Genomic DNA, 15,575 nt, shown 5'->3' on the forward strand with positions numbered 1-15,575 from the left:
CGCTGACGTGTCTGGATCCCCGGCCATCTATGCGGAGCATGGCTCCGCCCGTCCATGTGTAGCATGGCTCCGCCATGATGCCGGGATAATGTTTGCTGGCGCGTGGTGTCCCGTAAACTGACGTCACTCCGGCGGAGGCCGGAGTCCAGATACATTTGAAGAGAAAGACAAACAGCAGCCTATGCTGCAATTCCGCCCGTTCGTCGGCGCGAGGTCACGCAGCCATCACTGAGGCTCCGTCGCCCAGGGAAGCCGCTCGCCGCCCTGCGGATCCTCTTGGACCGGCGGAAGCGGCGGCGGAGCCGGCTGACCGGTCGAACCCGTCGGCGCCTGGGCCGCCCAGCCGCCGGCATTCCCCGCGACACTCGGGGCCTCGGCCCCGGGAGGAGGCTGATACTCGGCCAGCTTGCACGAGCATCCCGGCACATACTGCTTGCGGTAGAGGAACGCGCTCTTGAGCTGCGTATAGGGGACGTTGGAGCGTGCCTCCACCGCCTGCTCCATGCCGGCGCCCGGGTTCTGATGGTAATAGAGCGCCGCGGGCGCGGCACATTTCGCGTGGCAGACGTCCTCGTCGCGCTGGAAATGGTTCGGCAGCGTCGAGAAGCTCACCGGAAAATAGTAGCCGTCGCAGAGGCGCACGCAGACCGTCCGATAGGTCGCGTAAGGCAAGGCGCCGAAACTGGAGCTCCCGCCGTAGCCGCTGCTCTCGCCGTCGTCCCAGAAGCCGGAGAGACCGCCGCCACCCTGGCGGCGCGCCTGCTGCTGATAGCTCGCGCCGCAGTTGTTGCGCGCAAGCTCCCGGATGATCTCGTCCTGGTACGATCGGTTCGAGGACCCCTGAAGCTGCTGGAGCTGCACCGCGAGGTCGTCGATCCGCCGGCGCGAGGCATCCACCTGGTTGGCGAGGTCGACGCAGCGGCGCGTCTTGCGCAGCGTCTTGGAGAACAGGAAATACTCGTAGCAGTCCGCCCGATCGAGCTCCTGACGCTGCGACCGGTAGGCCTGCTCGACCTGCCGACGCTCGTTCTCGACCATGGGGATCAGGTTGCGCGTGTCGCCGCCCCGCTGCCCCTCCTGCACGAGCCGCTGCTCGAGCTCGAGGCAGACCGAGTTGCCGCGCAAACCGGATTGCCCGTCCGACGCGGCCGGGTCGCCGTAGATCGATTCGCTTGGAACGGGCCCGCGCTGTCGCTGCGGCTGCGGCTCGTCGCCGCCGAACGGCCACCAGCCCTGCGCCACCGCGGGCACGCCCGCCGCCGCGACCGCAAGCACCGCCAGCGCGCCAACGCACGCCGCGGCCGGAAGAAACCGGCCGGCTTTCGCCGAGAATTCGAGAATGCGACCCCTGAGGCCGCGTCCGCCGTGTCCTGTCATCGACCCCATCGATCACCTGGGGGCCATAGCCCCCTGAAGAGGCCCAGATACCTCTGAAACACGAAGCGCCTCGGCTCTATATATGTGAGGGCCCGGATAAGGGGTCAATGCGGGAGAATTGCGGCGTCTCGCCGGTCCCCGGCCTGTCCCGGGAAATGATGCAGCGGAATGCCCCGGCGGCGGCGCTTGACGCGCCCCTCGCCCGCCCGCATAACTCCGGGCCATGAGAACCACGCTGCGCGACCCCGCCGCCACCCTTTGCGGCATTATTATCATTTCGAGCTAGCCTGCACGGCTGGCGCGCGGCCTCGTTCTTTGCCTCATGACAAGACAGAGAATCGCCCCGCCAGACGGAGCACCGGTCTGCGCACGGGCCCTCGCAGGCCGGCGAATGCATGAGGAGAAAAAGCGTGTCGCTCACGCTCTATAATACGCTGACGCGGCGCAAGGAGCCGTTCGAGCCGATCGACCCCGCGAACGTCCGCATGTATGTCTGCGGGCCGACGGTCTACGACTACGCCCACATCGGCAACGCGCGCCCCGTTATCGTCTTCGACATGCTGTTCCGCCTCCTGCGGCACGTCTACGGAGCCGGCCACGTCACCTACGTGCGCAACATCACCGACGTCGACGACAAGATCAACGCGCGCGCCGCCCAGGACTTCCCCGGCCTGCCCCTGAACGAGGCCATCCGGCGCGTGACGGGCGCGACCGAAGAGCAGTTCCACCGCGACATCGCGGCCTTGGGCGTCCTGCCGCCGACGGTCGAACCGCGCGCCACCGAGCACATCGACGAGATGAAACGCCTCATCGAGGCGCTCGTCGCCCGCAGTCACGCCTACGTGGCCGAGGGCCACGTCCTGTTCGACGTCTCGTCCATGCCCGACTACGGCCGCCTCTCGAACCGCTCCCTTGAGGAGATGGAGGCGGGGGCCCGCGTCGAGGTCGCGCCCTACAAGAAGGGCCCCATGGACTTCGTGCTGTGGAAGCCGTCCAAACCCGGCGAGCCGTCCTGGCCCTCGCCGGCCGGCATCGCGGCACCCGGCCGCCCCGGCTGGCACATCGAATGCTCGGCCATGTCCGAGAAGCACCTGGGTCCGGAGTTCGACATCCACGGCGGCGGCATCGACCTCGTGTTCCCGCACCACGAGAACGAGATCGCGCAATCGCGTTGCGCCCACGGCCTCCCCGTGATGGCCAACGTCTGGATGCACAACGGCTTCCTGCAGGTGGAAGGCGAGAAGATGTCGAAATCCCTCGGCAACTTCATCACCATCCACGAGCTGCTCGCGACCAGGAAGTTCGGCGCCAGCCAGTGGCACGGCCGCGTCATCCGCCTTGCCATGCTCGGCACGCACTACCGCCAGCCTATCGACTGGACGGCCGAGCGCCTGCTGCAGGCGCGCGGCACGCTCCTGGATTTCGCCGACCTGCTGGCCAACGTTGAACCCGCCGATGCGCCAAACGCCGATGTCGTGGCCGCGCTCTCCGACGACCTCAACACGCCGAGCGCCCTTTCCATCGTCCACGGCCTCGCCAAGTCCGCCAGGCGCAACCCCGGTGCGGCGGCCGAGCTGCGCGCGACGCTCGGCTTCATGGGCCTCTACGACGGCGAAACGCGCGAGGCGCTGAACGTCGGCGTGGAAACCGTCTCGGTCAACGCCGGCAAGGTCGACACCCTCGTCGCCGCTCGCCTCGCCGCGCGCAAGGCCAAGGACTTCAAGGAATCGGACCGCCTGCGCGACGAGCTTGCCGCCATGGGCGTGGCGCTGAAGGACGCCAAGGACCCCACGACCGGCGAGCTCGTCACCACATGGGAGATCGCCCGATGACCACGGCGATCACGTCTCTTGTCCTCCCCCCTTGTAAGGACGGCCAGACGCGGAACCACCTCGCTTCTCCTCCCCCCTTGTGGGGGAGGTCGGGAGGGGGGGAACCCCAACGCCGGCGTTCTGGACTCCCCCCACCCCTAACCCCTCCCCACAAGGGGGAGGGGGATGGCGCCGTTGATTTTGTGCGAAGCGCATCATGACCAACATCATGAGCGAGCGGGCCCGAAGGCTCCGACGAGACAAGACTGAGGCAGAGCGAAAGCTATGGCGCGAGCTGCGTGAGCTTAACCGCCAAGGCTTTCACTTCCGGCAGCAAGCCCCCATCGGCCCATACATCGCGGACTTTACCGATCACGGCGCGAAGCTCGTAATCGAGCTGGACGGCGGGCAGCACGGCGAGCCCAAGGCGCAGAAAACCGACGCTGCTCGTACACGATGGCTCGAAAAGAACGGTTATCGGGTCCTGCGATTCTGGAACAACGATGTTCTCGCAAACACGTTGTCCGTAATGGATACAATCGTCCGCGATGTAGGCCTTCATACGCCGGACGAAAAGGAAGCCACCCGATGAGCGACTGGAGAAAGGACGTCCCCTTCCCGCGGCACTGGATGGTCTACGTGGTCATCAAGATCGCCATCCTGGCGCTCGCCGTCTATCTCGCCCGCTCCTACGGCTACATCTGAGTCCCGACGCACCGATGAACGCGCCCTACCCGCTCCGTCCCTTCCTGCCCGCCGATACGCCGGCGCTGCAGGACCTGTTCGCACAGTCGATCGAGGAGCTGACCGCCGAGGACTACGACGAGGACCAGCGCCTGGCCTGGGCCAGCACGGCTGCCGACGGCGAAGCCTTCGCGAAGCGTCTCGGCTCCATGACGACCCTCATCGTGCAGGTCGATGGCGAGTATGCGGGCTTCGCCTCCCTGAAGGGCAACGACACCTTCGAGATGCTCTACGTGCACCCCTACTTCGCGGGCCAGGGCGTGGGCAACGCATTGGCCGACGCCATCGAGCGCCTGGCCCAGGGCCGCGGCGCCAGGGAGATCACGGTCGAGACCAGCGACACGGCGGAGCCCTTCTTCGAAGCCCGCGGCTACGAGGCGACCCGGCGCAACATGGTGCCGCGCGACGACCTCTGGCTCCCGAACACGACGATGAAAAAGCGGCTCGGCGCCGCCAACGACGGCTGAGCCCAACGAGACCGACAATGAGCAAGGAACGCCTTTACCTCTTCGACACCACGTTGCGCGACGGCGCGCAGACGACCGGCGTCGACTTCTCGCTCGAGGACAAGCGGCGCATTACGGCCATCCTCGACGAGCTGGGCCTCGACTATGTGGAGGGCGGCTATCCGGGCGCCAACGACACCGATACGGAGTTCTTCAAGGCGAGGCCCACCCTTGGGAACGCCCGCTTCACGGCCTTCGGCATGGTGAAGCGCGCCGGCCGCTCGGTCTCGAACGATCCGGGTCTCCAGGCGCTGCTCGCCTCCGCCGCCGACAGCATCTGCATGGTGGCCAAGTCCTGGGACTACCACGTGCGCGTCGCGCTTGGCATCTCGAACGAGGAGAACCTCGCCGCCATCGCCGAGAGCATCCGCGCCGTCGTCGCCTCGGGCCGCGAGGCCATGCTCGACTGCGAGCACTTCTTCGACGGCTGGAAGGGCAACCGCGACTACGCCCTCGCCGTCGCCAGAACGGCGCTCGAGGCGGGCGCGCGCTGGATCGTGCTCTGCGACACCAACGGCGGCACGCTGCCCCATGAGGTCGAGCGCATCGTGGCCGACGTCGTGAAGCACGTGCCGGGCGACCGCCTCGGCATCCACACCCACAACGACACCGACAACGCCGTCGCCAACACGCTCGCCGCTGTGCGCCAGGGCTGCCGCCAGATCCAGGGCACGCTGAACGGCCTCGGCGAGCGCTGCGGCAACGCCAACATGACCTCGATCATCCCGACGCTGCTCCTGAAGAAAGACTTCGCCGAGCGCTTCGAGACCGGCATCACGCCCGAGCGTCTGCGCACGCTGACGCACGCGAGCCGCGTGCTCGACGAGCTTCTGAACGAGGCGCCGAACCGGCACGCGCCCTACGTCGGCGAGAGCGCGTTCGCCACCAAGGCCGGCATCCATGCGTCCGCGATCCTGAAGGACCCCGGAACCTACGAGCACGTGCCGCCGGACTCCGTCGGCAACGAGCGCCGCCTGCTCGTCTCGAAGCAGGCCGGCCGCTCCAACGTGCTGGCCTCGCTCGAGAGCCTGGGCTTCGCGGCCGACAGGGACGATCCGCGCATCCAGGCCCTGCTCGACGAGGTGAAAGCCCGCGAATCCGCCGGATACGCCTATGAATCGGCGGAAGCCTCCTTCGAGCTCCTGGCCCGCCGCCACCTTGCCAACGTGCCCCACTATTTCTCGGTCGACAGCTTCCGCGTCATGGTCGAGCGCCGCCATAACGCATTGGGCGAGCTGGTCACGGTCTCGGAGGCCACCGTCAAGGTGTTCATCGACGGCGACCGTGAGCTCTTGTGGTCGGTGGGCGAAGGCAACGGCCCGGTCAACGCGCTCGACCGCGCGCTCAGGAAGGACCTCGGCCGCTACCAGAAGCACATCGAGAGCATCGAGCTCGTCGACTACAAGGTGCGGATCCTGACCGGCGGCACCGAGGCGGTGACGCGCGTGCTCGTCGAGACGCTCGACAATGCAACCGGCGAACGATGGATCACGGTCGGCGTTTCACCGAATATCATCGACGCCAGTTTCGAGGCGCTGCTCGATTCCATCAACTACAAGCTGTTGAAGGACGGCGCCGCGGCGGCCTGATAGAACCCGGAGCAATTGAAGCGCATGCACCTTGGGATTTCCACGGCCCGAGTTAGCCCAATCGCCGGGAACCACGCTCGGCAGACCTGTCACGACGAGGCACGGCGATCGGCGATGCGTCGGCGTATCTGGACCCCGGCCTTCGCCGGGATGACGTTCTTGGGCGGTCGCGCCGATTGCCAAAAACTCTCCGTCACTCCGGCGAAGGCCGGAGTCCAGACACGTCGAAGGATGGCACTGCTCCGCCTCCCTCGGATCCTCGAAACCGCGGTTGCCATCCTGGCCTACTCAGCGGCGGCGACCTCCGGCGCCGTGGCCGGCGGTGGATTGCCCAGCTACACGGCGCCCGCCGGCGACACGTCGGCCGCGCGCGGAGACACGACGCTCACCGCGGGCACCGTGACCGCACGCCTGTTCAAGGCCACGCCGGGCTCGCCTCCCGACCTGCGCGGGCTGAACCTCACCCGGCTCGATCTGGCCGAGCTCGACTTCAAGGGTGCAGACCTCACGGGCTCCGACCTCTACGGCGCCGATCTCTCGCGCGCGAAGCTCGGAGGGGCCGTCCTGGTCGGCGTGCGGCTCGACCGCGCGACCATCACCTCGGCCGACTTCACCGGCGCCGACCTCACCGACGCGCGCATCCTGCGCCCGACGATTTTCACCACCCTCGAAGTCGAGACGGCCGAGGCACCCCGGTTCACCAATGCCAAGCTGATCCGCATCCGTTCCGACGGCTGGCTCGACCGCGCCGACTTCTCGGGCGCAGACTTGACGGGTGCGGTATTCGGCGGCGGCGCCTCGCGCGAGGAAACGCTGTTCTCGCCGGCGAGCCTGGTCAGCGCCAACTTCACCAAGGCCATCCTGCGGCAGGCCAAGTTCCCCGGCGCATCGTTGAAATACGCGCGCTTTAGGGGCGCGGACCTGCGCGACGCCAACCTGATCGGCACCAACCTCACGCAGGCCGACTTCTCGGGCGCCGACGTCACGGGCGCGGACTTCACGGGCGCCAACCTCGACGAGGCCGACCTGCGCGGCACGCGCGGCCTCGACCAGGCCATCGGCCTCGCCACCGCCACCAACTACGACCGCACCCACCGCGACCCCATCCCGTAAGCCGGCCGCGACCGTCAGTCCCGCCAGACGGCGCGCGCTGACACGCAGCGTGGGGGCGATAGGAGACGGAACTCGCTGCCCGCGAACCGCGCGCCGTGCCACTCCCTACTGCCTACTGCCTACTGCCTACTGCCTACTGCCTACTGCCCACCCCCAGTTGCCCGCTGCCCGCTGCCCACCTACAAAGCCCCATGTCCCACGCCCTCACCCTCGCCTCGCTTGCCGACGGCACCATCCTCTCCCCCTTCTCGCGTCTGCGCCAATTGCTGGACGGCATCCCGCCGGGACGGCCGCCCATCGACCTCACGCTCGGCGAGCCGCGCGAGACCATGCCGGCCTTCGTCGCCGCGAAGATCACCGAGGCGGAAGCCCTGTTCGCCAAATACCCGCCGATCCGCGGCTCGGACGCGTTGCGGGGAGCCATTGCGGACTGGATCGGACGCCGCTTCAACCTTGCCGGCGCCGTCGATCCCGCGCGCGAGATCCTGCCCTGCAACGGCTCGCGCGAAGGTCTTTTCTATGCGGCCTTCCCCGCCGTCGGCCGCAAGCAGGGCGTAGACGGCCGCCCGGCGATCCTGATGTGCAATCCGTTCTACCAGGCCTACCTCGGAGGCGCGCTCGCCGCCGGGGCCGAGCCCGTGTTCCTGAACGCGACCACCGCAACCGGCCACCTGCCGGACCTCGACGCGCTCGCAGCCGACACCGCACTCCTCGCCCGCACAGCCGCGCTCTACCTGTGCTCGCCCGCCAACCCGCAGGGAGCCGTCGCGGACGCGGCTTACATTGCCCGCGCGCTCGACCTCGCCCGTGCCTACGACTTCCTGCTCTTCTTCGACGAGTGCTACTCGGAGATCTATTCCGGCCCCCCGCCGGTCGGCGCGCTCGAGGTTGCAGCCCGAACTCCGGACCGCTTCCGCAACCTCGTCGTCTTCAATTCGCTCTCCAAGCGCTCGAACCTGCCCGGGCTGCGCTCCGGCTTCTCCGCGGGCGACGCCGGCTTCCTCGACACCCTGTTCGAGGTCCGCAACCTCATCGGCCCGCAGATGCCGGGCCCGACCCAGCACGCCTCCGCCGCCGTCTGGGCCGAGGAGCAGCACGTTACCGCCAACCGCCGCGCCTATGCCGCGAAATACGACGTGGCCGACGCTGCGCTCGGCAACCGATTCGGCTACGTCCGCCCGGCCGGCGGGTTCTTCCTGTGGCTCGATATGGACGATATCGGAGGCGGCGAAAACGCGGCACTAACCTTATGGAAACGTTTCGGAGTCAAGGTCATACCCGGTGCCTACCTGGCTCGGACCGGAGCTGATGGGACCAATCCCGGCGCGCCTTACGTGCGTGTCGCATTGGTCCACGATGCCGCGACGATCGGGGAGGCGCTCGAACGGGTCGTTCATGTATCTGCGTAAGAGACGTTCGTTGCCATGCCGTCCGTTGCCGGACACGATCGCCAGCGCCTGTTGCCGCCTGCCCTCGAGGCCAGCCTGATCGGCACCCTCGGACGGAGCTGCGGCATTGCGCTTTTGCTGACACTCGCGGCCGTCTGGGCCAGCATGGTGTCGTGGTCGGTCGCCGACCCAAGCCTCACCCACGCCACCGACGGCCCCGTGAGCAACGCGCTCGGCGCGCCGGGCGCCATCGTGGCCGACCTCCTGCTGCAGACGCTCGGCCTCGCCGCCGCCGTCGCGCTGCTTCCGCCGATGATCTGGGGCTTCGAGCTGGTGCTCGCCGAGCACGTGCCGAACCTGCGCGGCAAGGCCACCTATTACCCCTTTGCGCTGCTCGGCCTCGCCGGTGCCGTCTCCGCGCTCCCGCGCTCGCCCTCCTGGCCCGTCGCGCATGGCTACGGCGGCATCCTGGGCGATGCGATCTTCGATTTCGCGTCCTCGATCCTGGGCTTCATCAGCTCCGACACCGCCGGCCTCGCCGCCGCCATCCTTCTCACCGGCTTCGGCATGTCGTCGCTGGTACGGACCCTCGGCGTGACGCGCACCGAGGTATTCCCCGCGCACCGCTACGAGCCCAGCCGCGAGGCGGCATCGTGGCGCGGCGATACGGCGCCCCATACCTTGAGCGAGCATCTGCCCCATCCGGGCAGCCTCGCCTCCGCTCTGGGCTCCCTGCGTCCCTGGCGCGCCACGGCGGAGCATGTCGCCCGGCGCGGGTTCGATGCCATGGAGCACGTGCTGCCCGGCGTCCTCGCCCGCCAGCCCGGCCCGCAGGACCGCGCGCCGCGCGAGGCTCCCCGCTTCGAGCGCCGTCCTCCGATCGCCTACGAGCACGACATCGCCTCCGCCGACGCAGATGACGCGTTCACCGACGATGGGTTCGCCGCTGAGCCAGGCGACGACACGCTCGAGATCTCGAGCCGCGCCATCGCCGAGCGCTTCGCACCCGCCGGCGCACGCCCGCGCCCGCCCGAAGCCGACCTCGCCGACCACACCGGGCTATCCGGCCACGATCTTCCCCGCTTCCTCACCGGCGCGCGGGAGGCGCCCCCTCCGCAGGCCGCGCCACCCCCGCCCCCGGCCCCGAAGCCTGCGCCGCCGGCCGCGCGCGCCGTTGCCAATCCGCTCATCCGCGCCCTCGCCCAGCGCCGCACCGAGATCACCTTCAAGCGTCCCGCACCTTCCATGCTGAAGAAGAGCCCGCCGTCGAAAGCGGGCAACGAGCTCTCGCAGACCGTGCTGCGCGGCACCGCGCGCCTGCTCGAGGACGTGCTCGCCGATTTCGGCGTCAAGGGCGAGGTGCGCGACATCAAGCCGGGCCCCGTCGTCACGCTCTACGAGCTCGAGCCCGCCCGCGGCACCAAGGCCACGCGCATCATGGCGCTCGCTGACGACATCGCCCGCTCCATGAGCGCCACGAGCTGCCGTGTCGCCGTAATCCCCGGCCGCAACGTCATAGGCATCGAGCTGCCGAACAGCCGCCGCGAGACGGTCGGCCTGCGCGAGCTGATCGAAAGCCCGGCCTTCGCCGGCGCCGACGGCATCCTGCCCATCACGCTCGGCCGCTCCATCGGCGGCGAGCCGATCGTCGCCGACCTCGCGCGCATGCCTCACCTCCTCGTCGCGGGCACCACGGGCTCGGGCAAGTCGGTCGGCGTTAATGCCATGATCCTGTCGATCCTGTTCCGCCACACGCCGGAGCAGTGCCGCCTGATCATGATCGATCCCAAGATGCTCGAGCTGTCGGTCTACAACGACATCCCCCACCTCCTGACGCCCGTCGTCACCGATCCGCAGAAAGCGGTCGGCGCACTGAACTGGGTCGTCGCCGAGATGGAGGAGCGCTACAAGCGCATGGCCCGGCTCTCCGTGCGCAACATCGAGGCGTTCAACACGCGCATCAAAACCGCGAGCCAGCGCGGCGAGCAGCTCGCACGCACCGTGCAGACGGGGTTCGATCCGGAAACGGGGAAACCCATCTACGAGCGCGAGGAGATGGACCTCGCGCCCATGAGCTACATCGTCGTGGTCGTGGACGAGTTCGCCGATCTGATGATCACCGCCGGCAAGGACATCGAGACGGCGGTGCAGCGCCTCGCGCAGAAGGCGCGCGCGGCGGGCATTCACCTGATCATGGCCACGCAGCGCCCGTCGGTCGACATCGTCACCGGCACCATCAAGGCTAACTTCCCGACCCGCATCGGCTTCAAGGTCGCCTCCAAGATCGACAGCCGCACCATCCTGAACGAGCAGGGCGCCGAGCAGCTGCTCGGCCAGGGCGACATGCTCTACACGTCCGGCGCCGGCCAGCTCCTGCGCGTGCACGGGCCGTTCGTATCCGACGAGGAGGTCGAGGCCGTCGCGGCCCATCTGCGCGCGCAGGGCGCCCCGCGCTACGTCGAGGACATCGACGCCGCGCCGACCGACGAGGGCCCAGCGGAGGCAAGCGAGACGGACGGCGGCGACAGCCTTTACGACCGCGCCGTCGCACTCGTGCTGCGCGACCGCAAGGCCACGACGAGCTACGTGCAGCGCCGCCTCTCCATCGGCTACAACCGCGCCGCCGACCTGATCGAGCGCATGGAACACGACGGCCTGATCAGCGCGCCGAACCACACCGGCCGCCGCGAGATCCTGGCCGGCGACGCACCGGGCCGCTCGGTCGCCTGAACCTCTGGAAAACCCCAGACGAGGCCGGCGGCGACTGGACGGCCGCGGCGCCAGATCCTATCACTCTGGCGCTGACCGGCGATCTCCCCGGCCATCGACCGGACGCCGGAACACGCATGCCCACGGGGCTACACCTGCCCACTTGTGGACGCATTGTCCGGTCAGACAGCAGGGGTGCCTCCAGGCTTTCGGGGGCGGGGGGCTCAATGAGACGGAATATGAAGATACTGGACCTGGCCGCCACGGCGGGCCTTTCGCTCGCGCTTCTCGCGACCGCCGTCCATGCCGGGGACGCAACGCCGCCGCCTTCGGGCGATCAGCCTGCCGCAGCCGCCGTTCCGGCCCCCGTTCCTGCGACGCGCCCCGGTGCCGAGGCGCCCGCAGCCCAGCCTCCTGCCGGCGCCGAGCGCGCCGCGGCCGACAGGTCGGGATGGAACGCCGAGGTCGCGACGCCCGGCGGCGGCCTGATGCTGAACGACGCGCAGACCGAGGTGGTGAGGAGGGTCAACGGCTATTTCAACACCCTCGGAGACCTTAAGGGCAACTTCGTGCAGACCACGGCCGACAACAAGCGCATGAAGGGCAAGTTCATGGTCAAGCGGCCCGGCCGCTTCCGCTTCGACTACGCGCGCCCCTCACGCCAGATCATCATTTCCGACGGCGAGTATCTCGCCATCCAGGACCTAGACCTCAACAACGAGGACCGCGTCGCGCTCGACCAGACTCCGTTCCGGCTGCTCCTGCGCAAGGATGTGGATCTGATCCGCGACGCCATGATCGTTGAGGTGCAGGAGAGCGACGACCAGCTCGTCGTCGCGCTGCGCGACAAGAGCCCCGACGCACCGGGCAAAATCAAGCTCTACATGACGAAGGCACCGGAGCTGGAGCTCAAGGAATGGTTAACCACGGACGCCCAGGGCCTTGATACCCGGGTCGAGATTTCCCAGCTCGACAAGAGCGAGAAGCTCGATGCCCGGCTGTTCAAGATCCAGGCGGTGACTTTGAATAAATTCCATCCCTGACCGGCCTCAGGGCGCGTCCGGGCTGTGGCATCGCCCCGGATGAACGCTTGCTGGGGAAAACGGCTGAGCCGGAAGTGTCTAAAATCAAGGCATATTCGCCGATCCCCACGCCCGAATCACGATAACCGGGGGATATCGTGGAAAAGTAAATCACATTTTCGTGATCGGGCCGCTTGCCCCCTATTGAAAGCTGGCGTGTTGCGCTTATGTCAACATTACTCAGGCGATGCCATACATATCGGTAGCTCCCCCCGTCTAACCGAGGCATCGGCCTGGAACGCCGGCTTCCCTCCCGGCGTTGCGCGCGAGAGCGCTTGAGCGCCCAGCCCCGCCCCCCGGGGTTGGGCGTTTCTCTGTCCGGCCCTTCTCCCCTATCCGGCCCATGGTCCGGCGCCATCCGCGCCGCGGCCGAACGCCGGCGGCAAGCGAGCCGCGGGATGAACGGCGCCTGAAAGCCCCATTCAGGGCCGGTTCAAAGCAGAGCCCGTATTCCTCCTGTCACCACGCCGGCCTTCCTCGCCGGTCGAAGATGGAACAGGAGAACGATGATGAACCGCACGATCCCCCTCGCCCTGATGCTCGCGATCGCCGCCCCCGCGGTCGCATCGGCGGACGCGATCGGCAACCGCATGGACCGTCAGGCCGACCGCATCGAGCACGGCCGCGAGACCGGTGCAATCACGTGGACCGAGGGCATCAAGCTGCGCGCCGAGCAGAAACGGATCGCCCGCACCAAGGCCTCCATGGAAACCAAGGGCTACCTGACGCGCAGCGACCGCGCCAAGCTCGCCGCAATGCAGACCGATGCATCGAAGAACATTCGCAAGGAATCCCACGACAGCTGGCACCGCCTCTGGGGCCTCCCCCGCGTCGGCAAGTAAGCGCCGCACCTGAGCTGATTTCTATCTCCCCTGCGTCCTCCCCCTGGGCCGATCTTTGGATCGGCTTTTTTTTGCGCGGCCCCCCTTCTTCCTCCGCGGCCCGTCGGTGGCCACAGACATGAACCGCAGATGAGCCGGGCATTCAAGGCGAGTTCAAGCGCGCCCCGTCACGATCGGTCTCGAAGGCTTGGGGCGCGCACCCCGCGCGTAGGCCAGGCCCGAACGAAACAGGAGACCGAACATGAGATCCTCGCTTTTCACCAAGCTCGCCCTCGCCGCAGCCGCAACCGCGATCACGCTCTCGCCGGCGCTCGCCGACTGGCGCGGCAAGCCGCAGCACTCCTACGGCCACAACGGCAAAGGCGTCCATCACCACGCCGGAAAGCACAAGCACGCAGGAAAGCATGTCCACAATCGCTGGAGCTGGAAGAGCGGACATCGCCATCACTGGAAACCCCACTTCTACGCGTGGAAGTACGGCAACAAGCACCATCGCGGCTGGTAGGCCACGCACATCCGGGCCGATCGCAAGATCGGCCCGATTTCTTTGCGGTCCCTTGCAAGGCGCCGCCATCGGCGCGAAACTTAAATGGTTCCGGCTCACACCGACCAGGGGATGAGCGATATGACAAACTCGGAGCTGATCGCGGGCCTCGCCGGCCCTCTGCTGATGGCCGTCGCAGCCGCGCTCCTGATCAACCGGCGCACGGTCGCCAACCTGATCACCGGCACACTGAATGGCCCGGAGTTCATATTCTTCTCGGGCATCTTCACGCTGCTTGCGGGTCTCGCCATCGTGCGCACCCATAACATCTGGTCGGCGGAATGGACGCTGCTCGTCACGGTGTTCGGCTGGCTGTGCGTGATCGGCGGCACCGCACGCATCATCTGGCCCGAGCGCGTGACGGGGCTGCGCAACGCCCTGATGCGGAGCGAGAACGCGATTACCGCCTGGGCGCTCGTATCCCTGCTGCTCGGCGCCTTCCTGACCGCTAAAGGCTACGCCCTGGTCTGAGATGTATCCGCCAGTCGCAAAATCCTAAGGCTCACGGCGGACACATGAGCCGCCGGGCGGAGAACTGGTATAGATTGAGCGCGTCTTCAACAGTCGCGCGAGGCTGGACGGATGAGGATCACGCGCATTGCCATGGCCGGCGTCGTCGCCGGCGGTATCGGACTACCGGCGACAGCAACGGTCGCAGAGGCCGCCGCCCCCAAGGAGGTGTCGAAGGACATCATCGCCGTGCAGATCCGCAAGCAGGGGTTCGCCTGCGAGAACCCCGAGAGCGCCACCCGCGATCCGGAGGCCGCAAAGCCCGACGAAGCGGCCTGGATCCTCACGTGCAAAGGCGTGACTTACAAGGTCATGCTCGTCCCGAACCAGGCCGCCAAGGTCGAGCGCATCGACAGCGATCGGAAAAGCACGGACCAGCCATAACTTGCGAGGCGACCGCCTCAGCCGCCGAACCGTGCCGCAGTGCGCGCCTTCGCCTTGGCCGCTTCGACATCCCGGTCGCGAGGCGGCGCGAGCGTGACGAGCTCGTCGAGCAACTCCTGAGCCGCCGACGCCACGCGGTCCACGGCCAGATCGAACGCCGCCGCGTTGGCTTTCGAGGGATGCGCGAAACCCGAGATCTTGCGTACGAACTGGAGCGCCGACGCGCGGATCTCGTCCTCCGTCGCGGGCGGCGAGAAGTTGTAGAGCGTCTTGATGTTGCGGCACATGACGCAGCCTCCGAAAGAATGTTGCTCTAAGCCAACGTCGTTTCCGTAGACGGCGTTCCGGCACGGCGCGGGCCTGCGCAACTTCAATCAGTCCGCCGCCGCCACCCGAGGCTTCGCGATCTCTGCCTCCACGGCCGCGATCAAGCGCGCCGCATCGGGCGCCGTCGCGGAGAAGAAGCTCGTCACGAGCCTGCCGTCGCGCCCCACGAGATACTTGTGAAAGTTCCACTTCGGCGCATTGAGCCAGCCCAGCTCCTCGCGCGCCCACGCATAGAACGGATGCGCGTCGGCGCCCGACACGACGTTTTTGTCCGCGAGCGGGAACGTCACGCCGAACATGCCCTCGCAGAATTCCTTGATCTCGCCCTCAGCCTTCGGCTCCTGCCCGCCGAAGTCGTTGGAGGGCACGCCGATCACGTTGAAGCCTTGCGCCTCGTATCTAGCATTGAGCGCTTGCAACGCCTCATATTGCTTCGTGAAGCCGCAGAACGAGGCTGTGTTCACGACCAGCAGCACGCGGCCTTTGAAGTCCGAGAGCGGCATCGGTTTGCCGTCGATGGAGGTGAACGCGAAGTCCCATGCCGTCTTGCCGCTCTGGCTTCCGGCACCGGCCGACACACCGCCGACCATCGCAGCAAGCCCGATCACGGCCACCGAAGCAACAGCTTTGAAGCCCACGGGACGAACTC

15 protein-coding genes are annotated in these 15,575 nt (G+C 67.6%); 12 read left to right on the top strand and 3 right to left on the bottom strand.

What is annotated here, in order from left to right:
• Positions 1-225: 225 nt before the first annotated feature.
• Positions 226-1,377: a DUF2865 domain-containing protein gene (locus tag V7082_RS06615; RefSeq protein WP_334146968.1), complete on the bottom strand. Its 1,152-nt coding sequence runs from the start codon at positions 1,375-1,377 to the stop codon at positions 226-228.
• Positions 1,378-1,787: 410 nt separating this feature from the next.
• Here V7082_RS06615 and cysS point away from each other — a divergent pair, with 410 nt between their 5' ends.
• From cysS to V7082_RS06675, 12 genes are all read left to right on the top strand, one after another.
• Positions 1,788-3,209: a cysteine--tRNA ligase gene (gene cysS / locus V7082_RS06620; protein WP_334146970.1), complete on the top strand. Its 1,422-nt coding sequence runs from the start codon at positions 1,788-1,790 to the stop codon at positions 3,207-3,209.
• A 196-nt stretch (positions 3,210-3,405) separates the two neighbouring features.
• On the top strand, positions 3,406-3,780 hold the full coding sequence (locus tag V7082_RS06625; protein ID WP_334146972.1) for an endonuclease domain-containing protein: 375 nt from the start codon (positions 3,406-3,408) through the stop codon (positions 3,778-3,780).
• A gap of 127 nt (positions 3,781-3,907) precedes the next feature.
• Positions 3,908-4,399 (top strand): GNAT family N-acetyltransferase, encoded by a 492-nt coding sequence (locus tag V7082_RS06630; protein ID WP_334146974.1) that lies wholly within the window; start codon positions 3,908-3,910, stop codon positions 4,397-4,399.
• Positions 4,400-4,416: 17 nt separating this feature from the next.
• Entirely contained in the window at positions 4,417-6,027 is a 1,611-nt protein-coding gene (cimA, locus tag V7082_RS06635; protein WP_334146976.1) for a citramalate synthase, read from the top strand.
• A gap of 231 nt (positions 6,028-6,258) precedes the next feature.
• Positions 6,259-7,140 (top strand): pentapeptide repeat-containing protein, encoded by an 882-nt coding sequence (locus V7082_RS06640; RefSeq protein WP_334146978.1) that lies wholly within the window; start codon positions 6,259-6,261, stop codon positions 7,138-7,140.
• A 191-nt stretch (positions 7,141-7,331) separates the two neighbouring features.
• Complete coding sequence (locus tag V7082_RS06645; protein WP_334146980.1) at positions 7,332-8,549, top strand: aminotransferase class I/II-fold pyridoxal phosphate-dependent enzyme; 1,218 nt, start codon at positions 7,332-7,334, stop codon at positions 8,547-8,549.
• 15 nt (positions 8,550-8,564) lie between these two features.
• Positions 8,565-11,258, top strand: coding sequence for an FtsK/SpoIIIE family DNA translocase (locus V7082_RS06650; protein WP_334146982.1), 2,694 nt, complete (start codon positions 8,565-8,567; stop codon positions 11,256-11,258).
• A gap of 218 nt (positions 11,259-11,476) precedes the next feature.
• Positions 11,477-12,280, top strand: a complete 804-nt coding sequence (locus V7082_RS06655) for a LolA family protein (RefSeq protein ID WP_334146984.1) — start codon at positions 11,477-11,479, stop codon at positions 12,278-12,280.
• 548 nt (positions 12,281-12,828) lie between these two features.
• Positions 12,829-13,161 (top strand): hypothetical protein, encoded by a 333-nt coding sequence (locus V7082_RS06660; RefSeq protein WP_334146985.1) that lies wholly within the window; start codon positions 12,829-12,831, stop codon positions 13,159-13,161.
• A gap of 241 nt (positions 13,162-13,402) precedes the next feature.
• Complete coding sequence (locus V7082_RS06665) at positions 13,403-13,666, top strand: hypothetical protein (RefSeq protein WP_334146987.1); 264 nt, start codon at positions 13,403-13,405, stop codon at positions 13,664-13,666.
• A 111-nt stretch (positions 13,667-13,777) separates the two neighbouring features.
• A complete protein-coding gene (locus tag V7082_RS06670) occupies positions 13,778-14,176 on the top strand; it encodes a hypothetical protein (RefSeq protein WP_334146989.1) in 399 nt (132 codons plus the stop codon).
• Between the two features lie 111 nt (positions 14,177-14,287).
• On the top strand, positions 14,288-14,599 hold the full coding sequence (locus V7082_RS06675; RefSeq protein ID WP_334146991.1) for a hypothetical protein: 312 nt from the start codon (positions 14,288-14,290) through the stop codon (positions 14,597-14,599).
• A gap of 17 nt (positions 14,600-14,616) precedes the next feature.
• Here the strand turns inward: V7082_RS06675 and V7082_RS06680 are convergent, their stop codons facing one another.
• Together V7082_RS06680 and V7082_RS06685 are read right to left on the bottom strand one after the other, a co-directional pair.
• Complete coding sequence (locus V7082_RS06680; RefSeq protein WP_334146993.1) at positions 14,617-14,886, bottom strand: DUF2277 domain-containing protein; 270 nt, start codon at positions 14,884-14,886, stop codon at positions 14,617-14,619.
• A gap of 87 nt (positions 14,887-14,973) precedes the next feature.
• Positions 14,974-15,564: a glutathione peroxidase gene (locus V7082_RS06685; protein ID WP_334146995.1), complete on the bottom strand. Its 591-nt coding sequence runs from the start codon at positions 15,562-15,564 to the stop codon at positions 14,974-14,976.
• Positions 15,565-15,575 lie beyond the last annotated feature (11 nt).

This window comes from Hyphomicrobium sp. (genome assembly GCF_036833075.1).
In the GTDB taxonomy this organism is placed as follows: Bacteria; Pseudomonadota; Alphaproteobacteria; order Rhizobiales; family Hyphomicrobiaceae; genus Hyphomicrobium_C.

Coding starts and splice junctions, on each gene's coding strand:
- V7082_RS06650 (WP_334146982.1), top strand. CDS start 8,565: ATGCCGTCCGTTGCCGGACACGATCGCCAGCGCCTGTTGCCGCCTGCC.
- V7082_RS06680 (WP_334146993.1), bottom strand. CDS start 14,886: ATGTGCCGCAACATCAAGACGCTCTACAACTTCTCGCCGCCCGCGACG.
- V7082_RS06630 (WP_334146974.1), top strand. CDS start 3,908: ATGAACGCGCCCTACCCGCTCCGTCCCTTCCTGCCCGCCGATACGCCG.
- V7082_RS06655 (WP_334146984.1), top strand. CDS start 11,477: ATGAAGATACTGGACCTGGCCGCCACGGCGGGCCTTTCGCTCGCGCTT.
- V7082_RS06645 (WP_334146980.1), top strand. CDS start 7,332: ATGTCCCACGCCCTCACCCTCGCCTCGCTTGCCGACGGCACCATCCTC.
- cimA (WP_334146976.1), top strand. CDS start 4,417: ATGAGCAAGGAACGCCTTTACCTCTTCGACACCACGTTGCGCGACGGC.
- V7082_RS06675 (WP_334146991.1), top strand. CDS start 14,288: ATGAGGATCACGCGCATTGCCATGGCCGGCGTCGTCGCCGGCGGTATC.
- V7082_RS06670 (WP_334146989.1), top strand. CDS start 13,778: ATGAGCGATATGACAAACTCGGAGCTGATCGCGGGCCTCGCCGGCCCT.
- V7082_RS06640 (WP_334146978.1), top strand. CDS start 6,259: ATGGCACTGCTCCGCCTCCCTCGGATCCTCGAAACCGCGGTTGCCATC.
- V7082_RS06660 (WP_334146985.1), top strand. CDS start 12,829: ATGAACCGCACGATCCCCCTCGCCCTGATGCTCGCGATCGCCGCCCCC.
- V7082_RS06665 (WP_334146987.1), top strand. CDS start 13,403: ATGAGATCCTCGCTTTTCACCAAGCTCGCCCTCGCCGCAGCCGCAACC.
- V7082_RS06625 (WP_334146972.1), top strand. CDS start 3,406: ATGACCAACATCATGAGCGAGCGGGCCCGAAGGCTCCGACGAGACAAG.
- V7082_RS06615 (WP_334146968.1), bottom strand. CDS start 1,377: ATGACAGGACACGGCGGACGCGGCCTCAGGGGTCGCATTCTCGAATTC.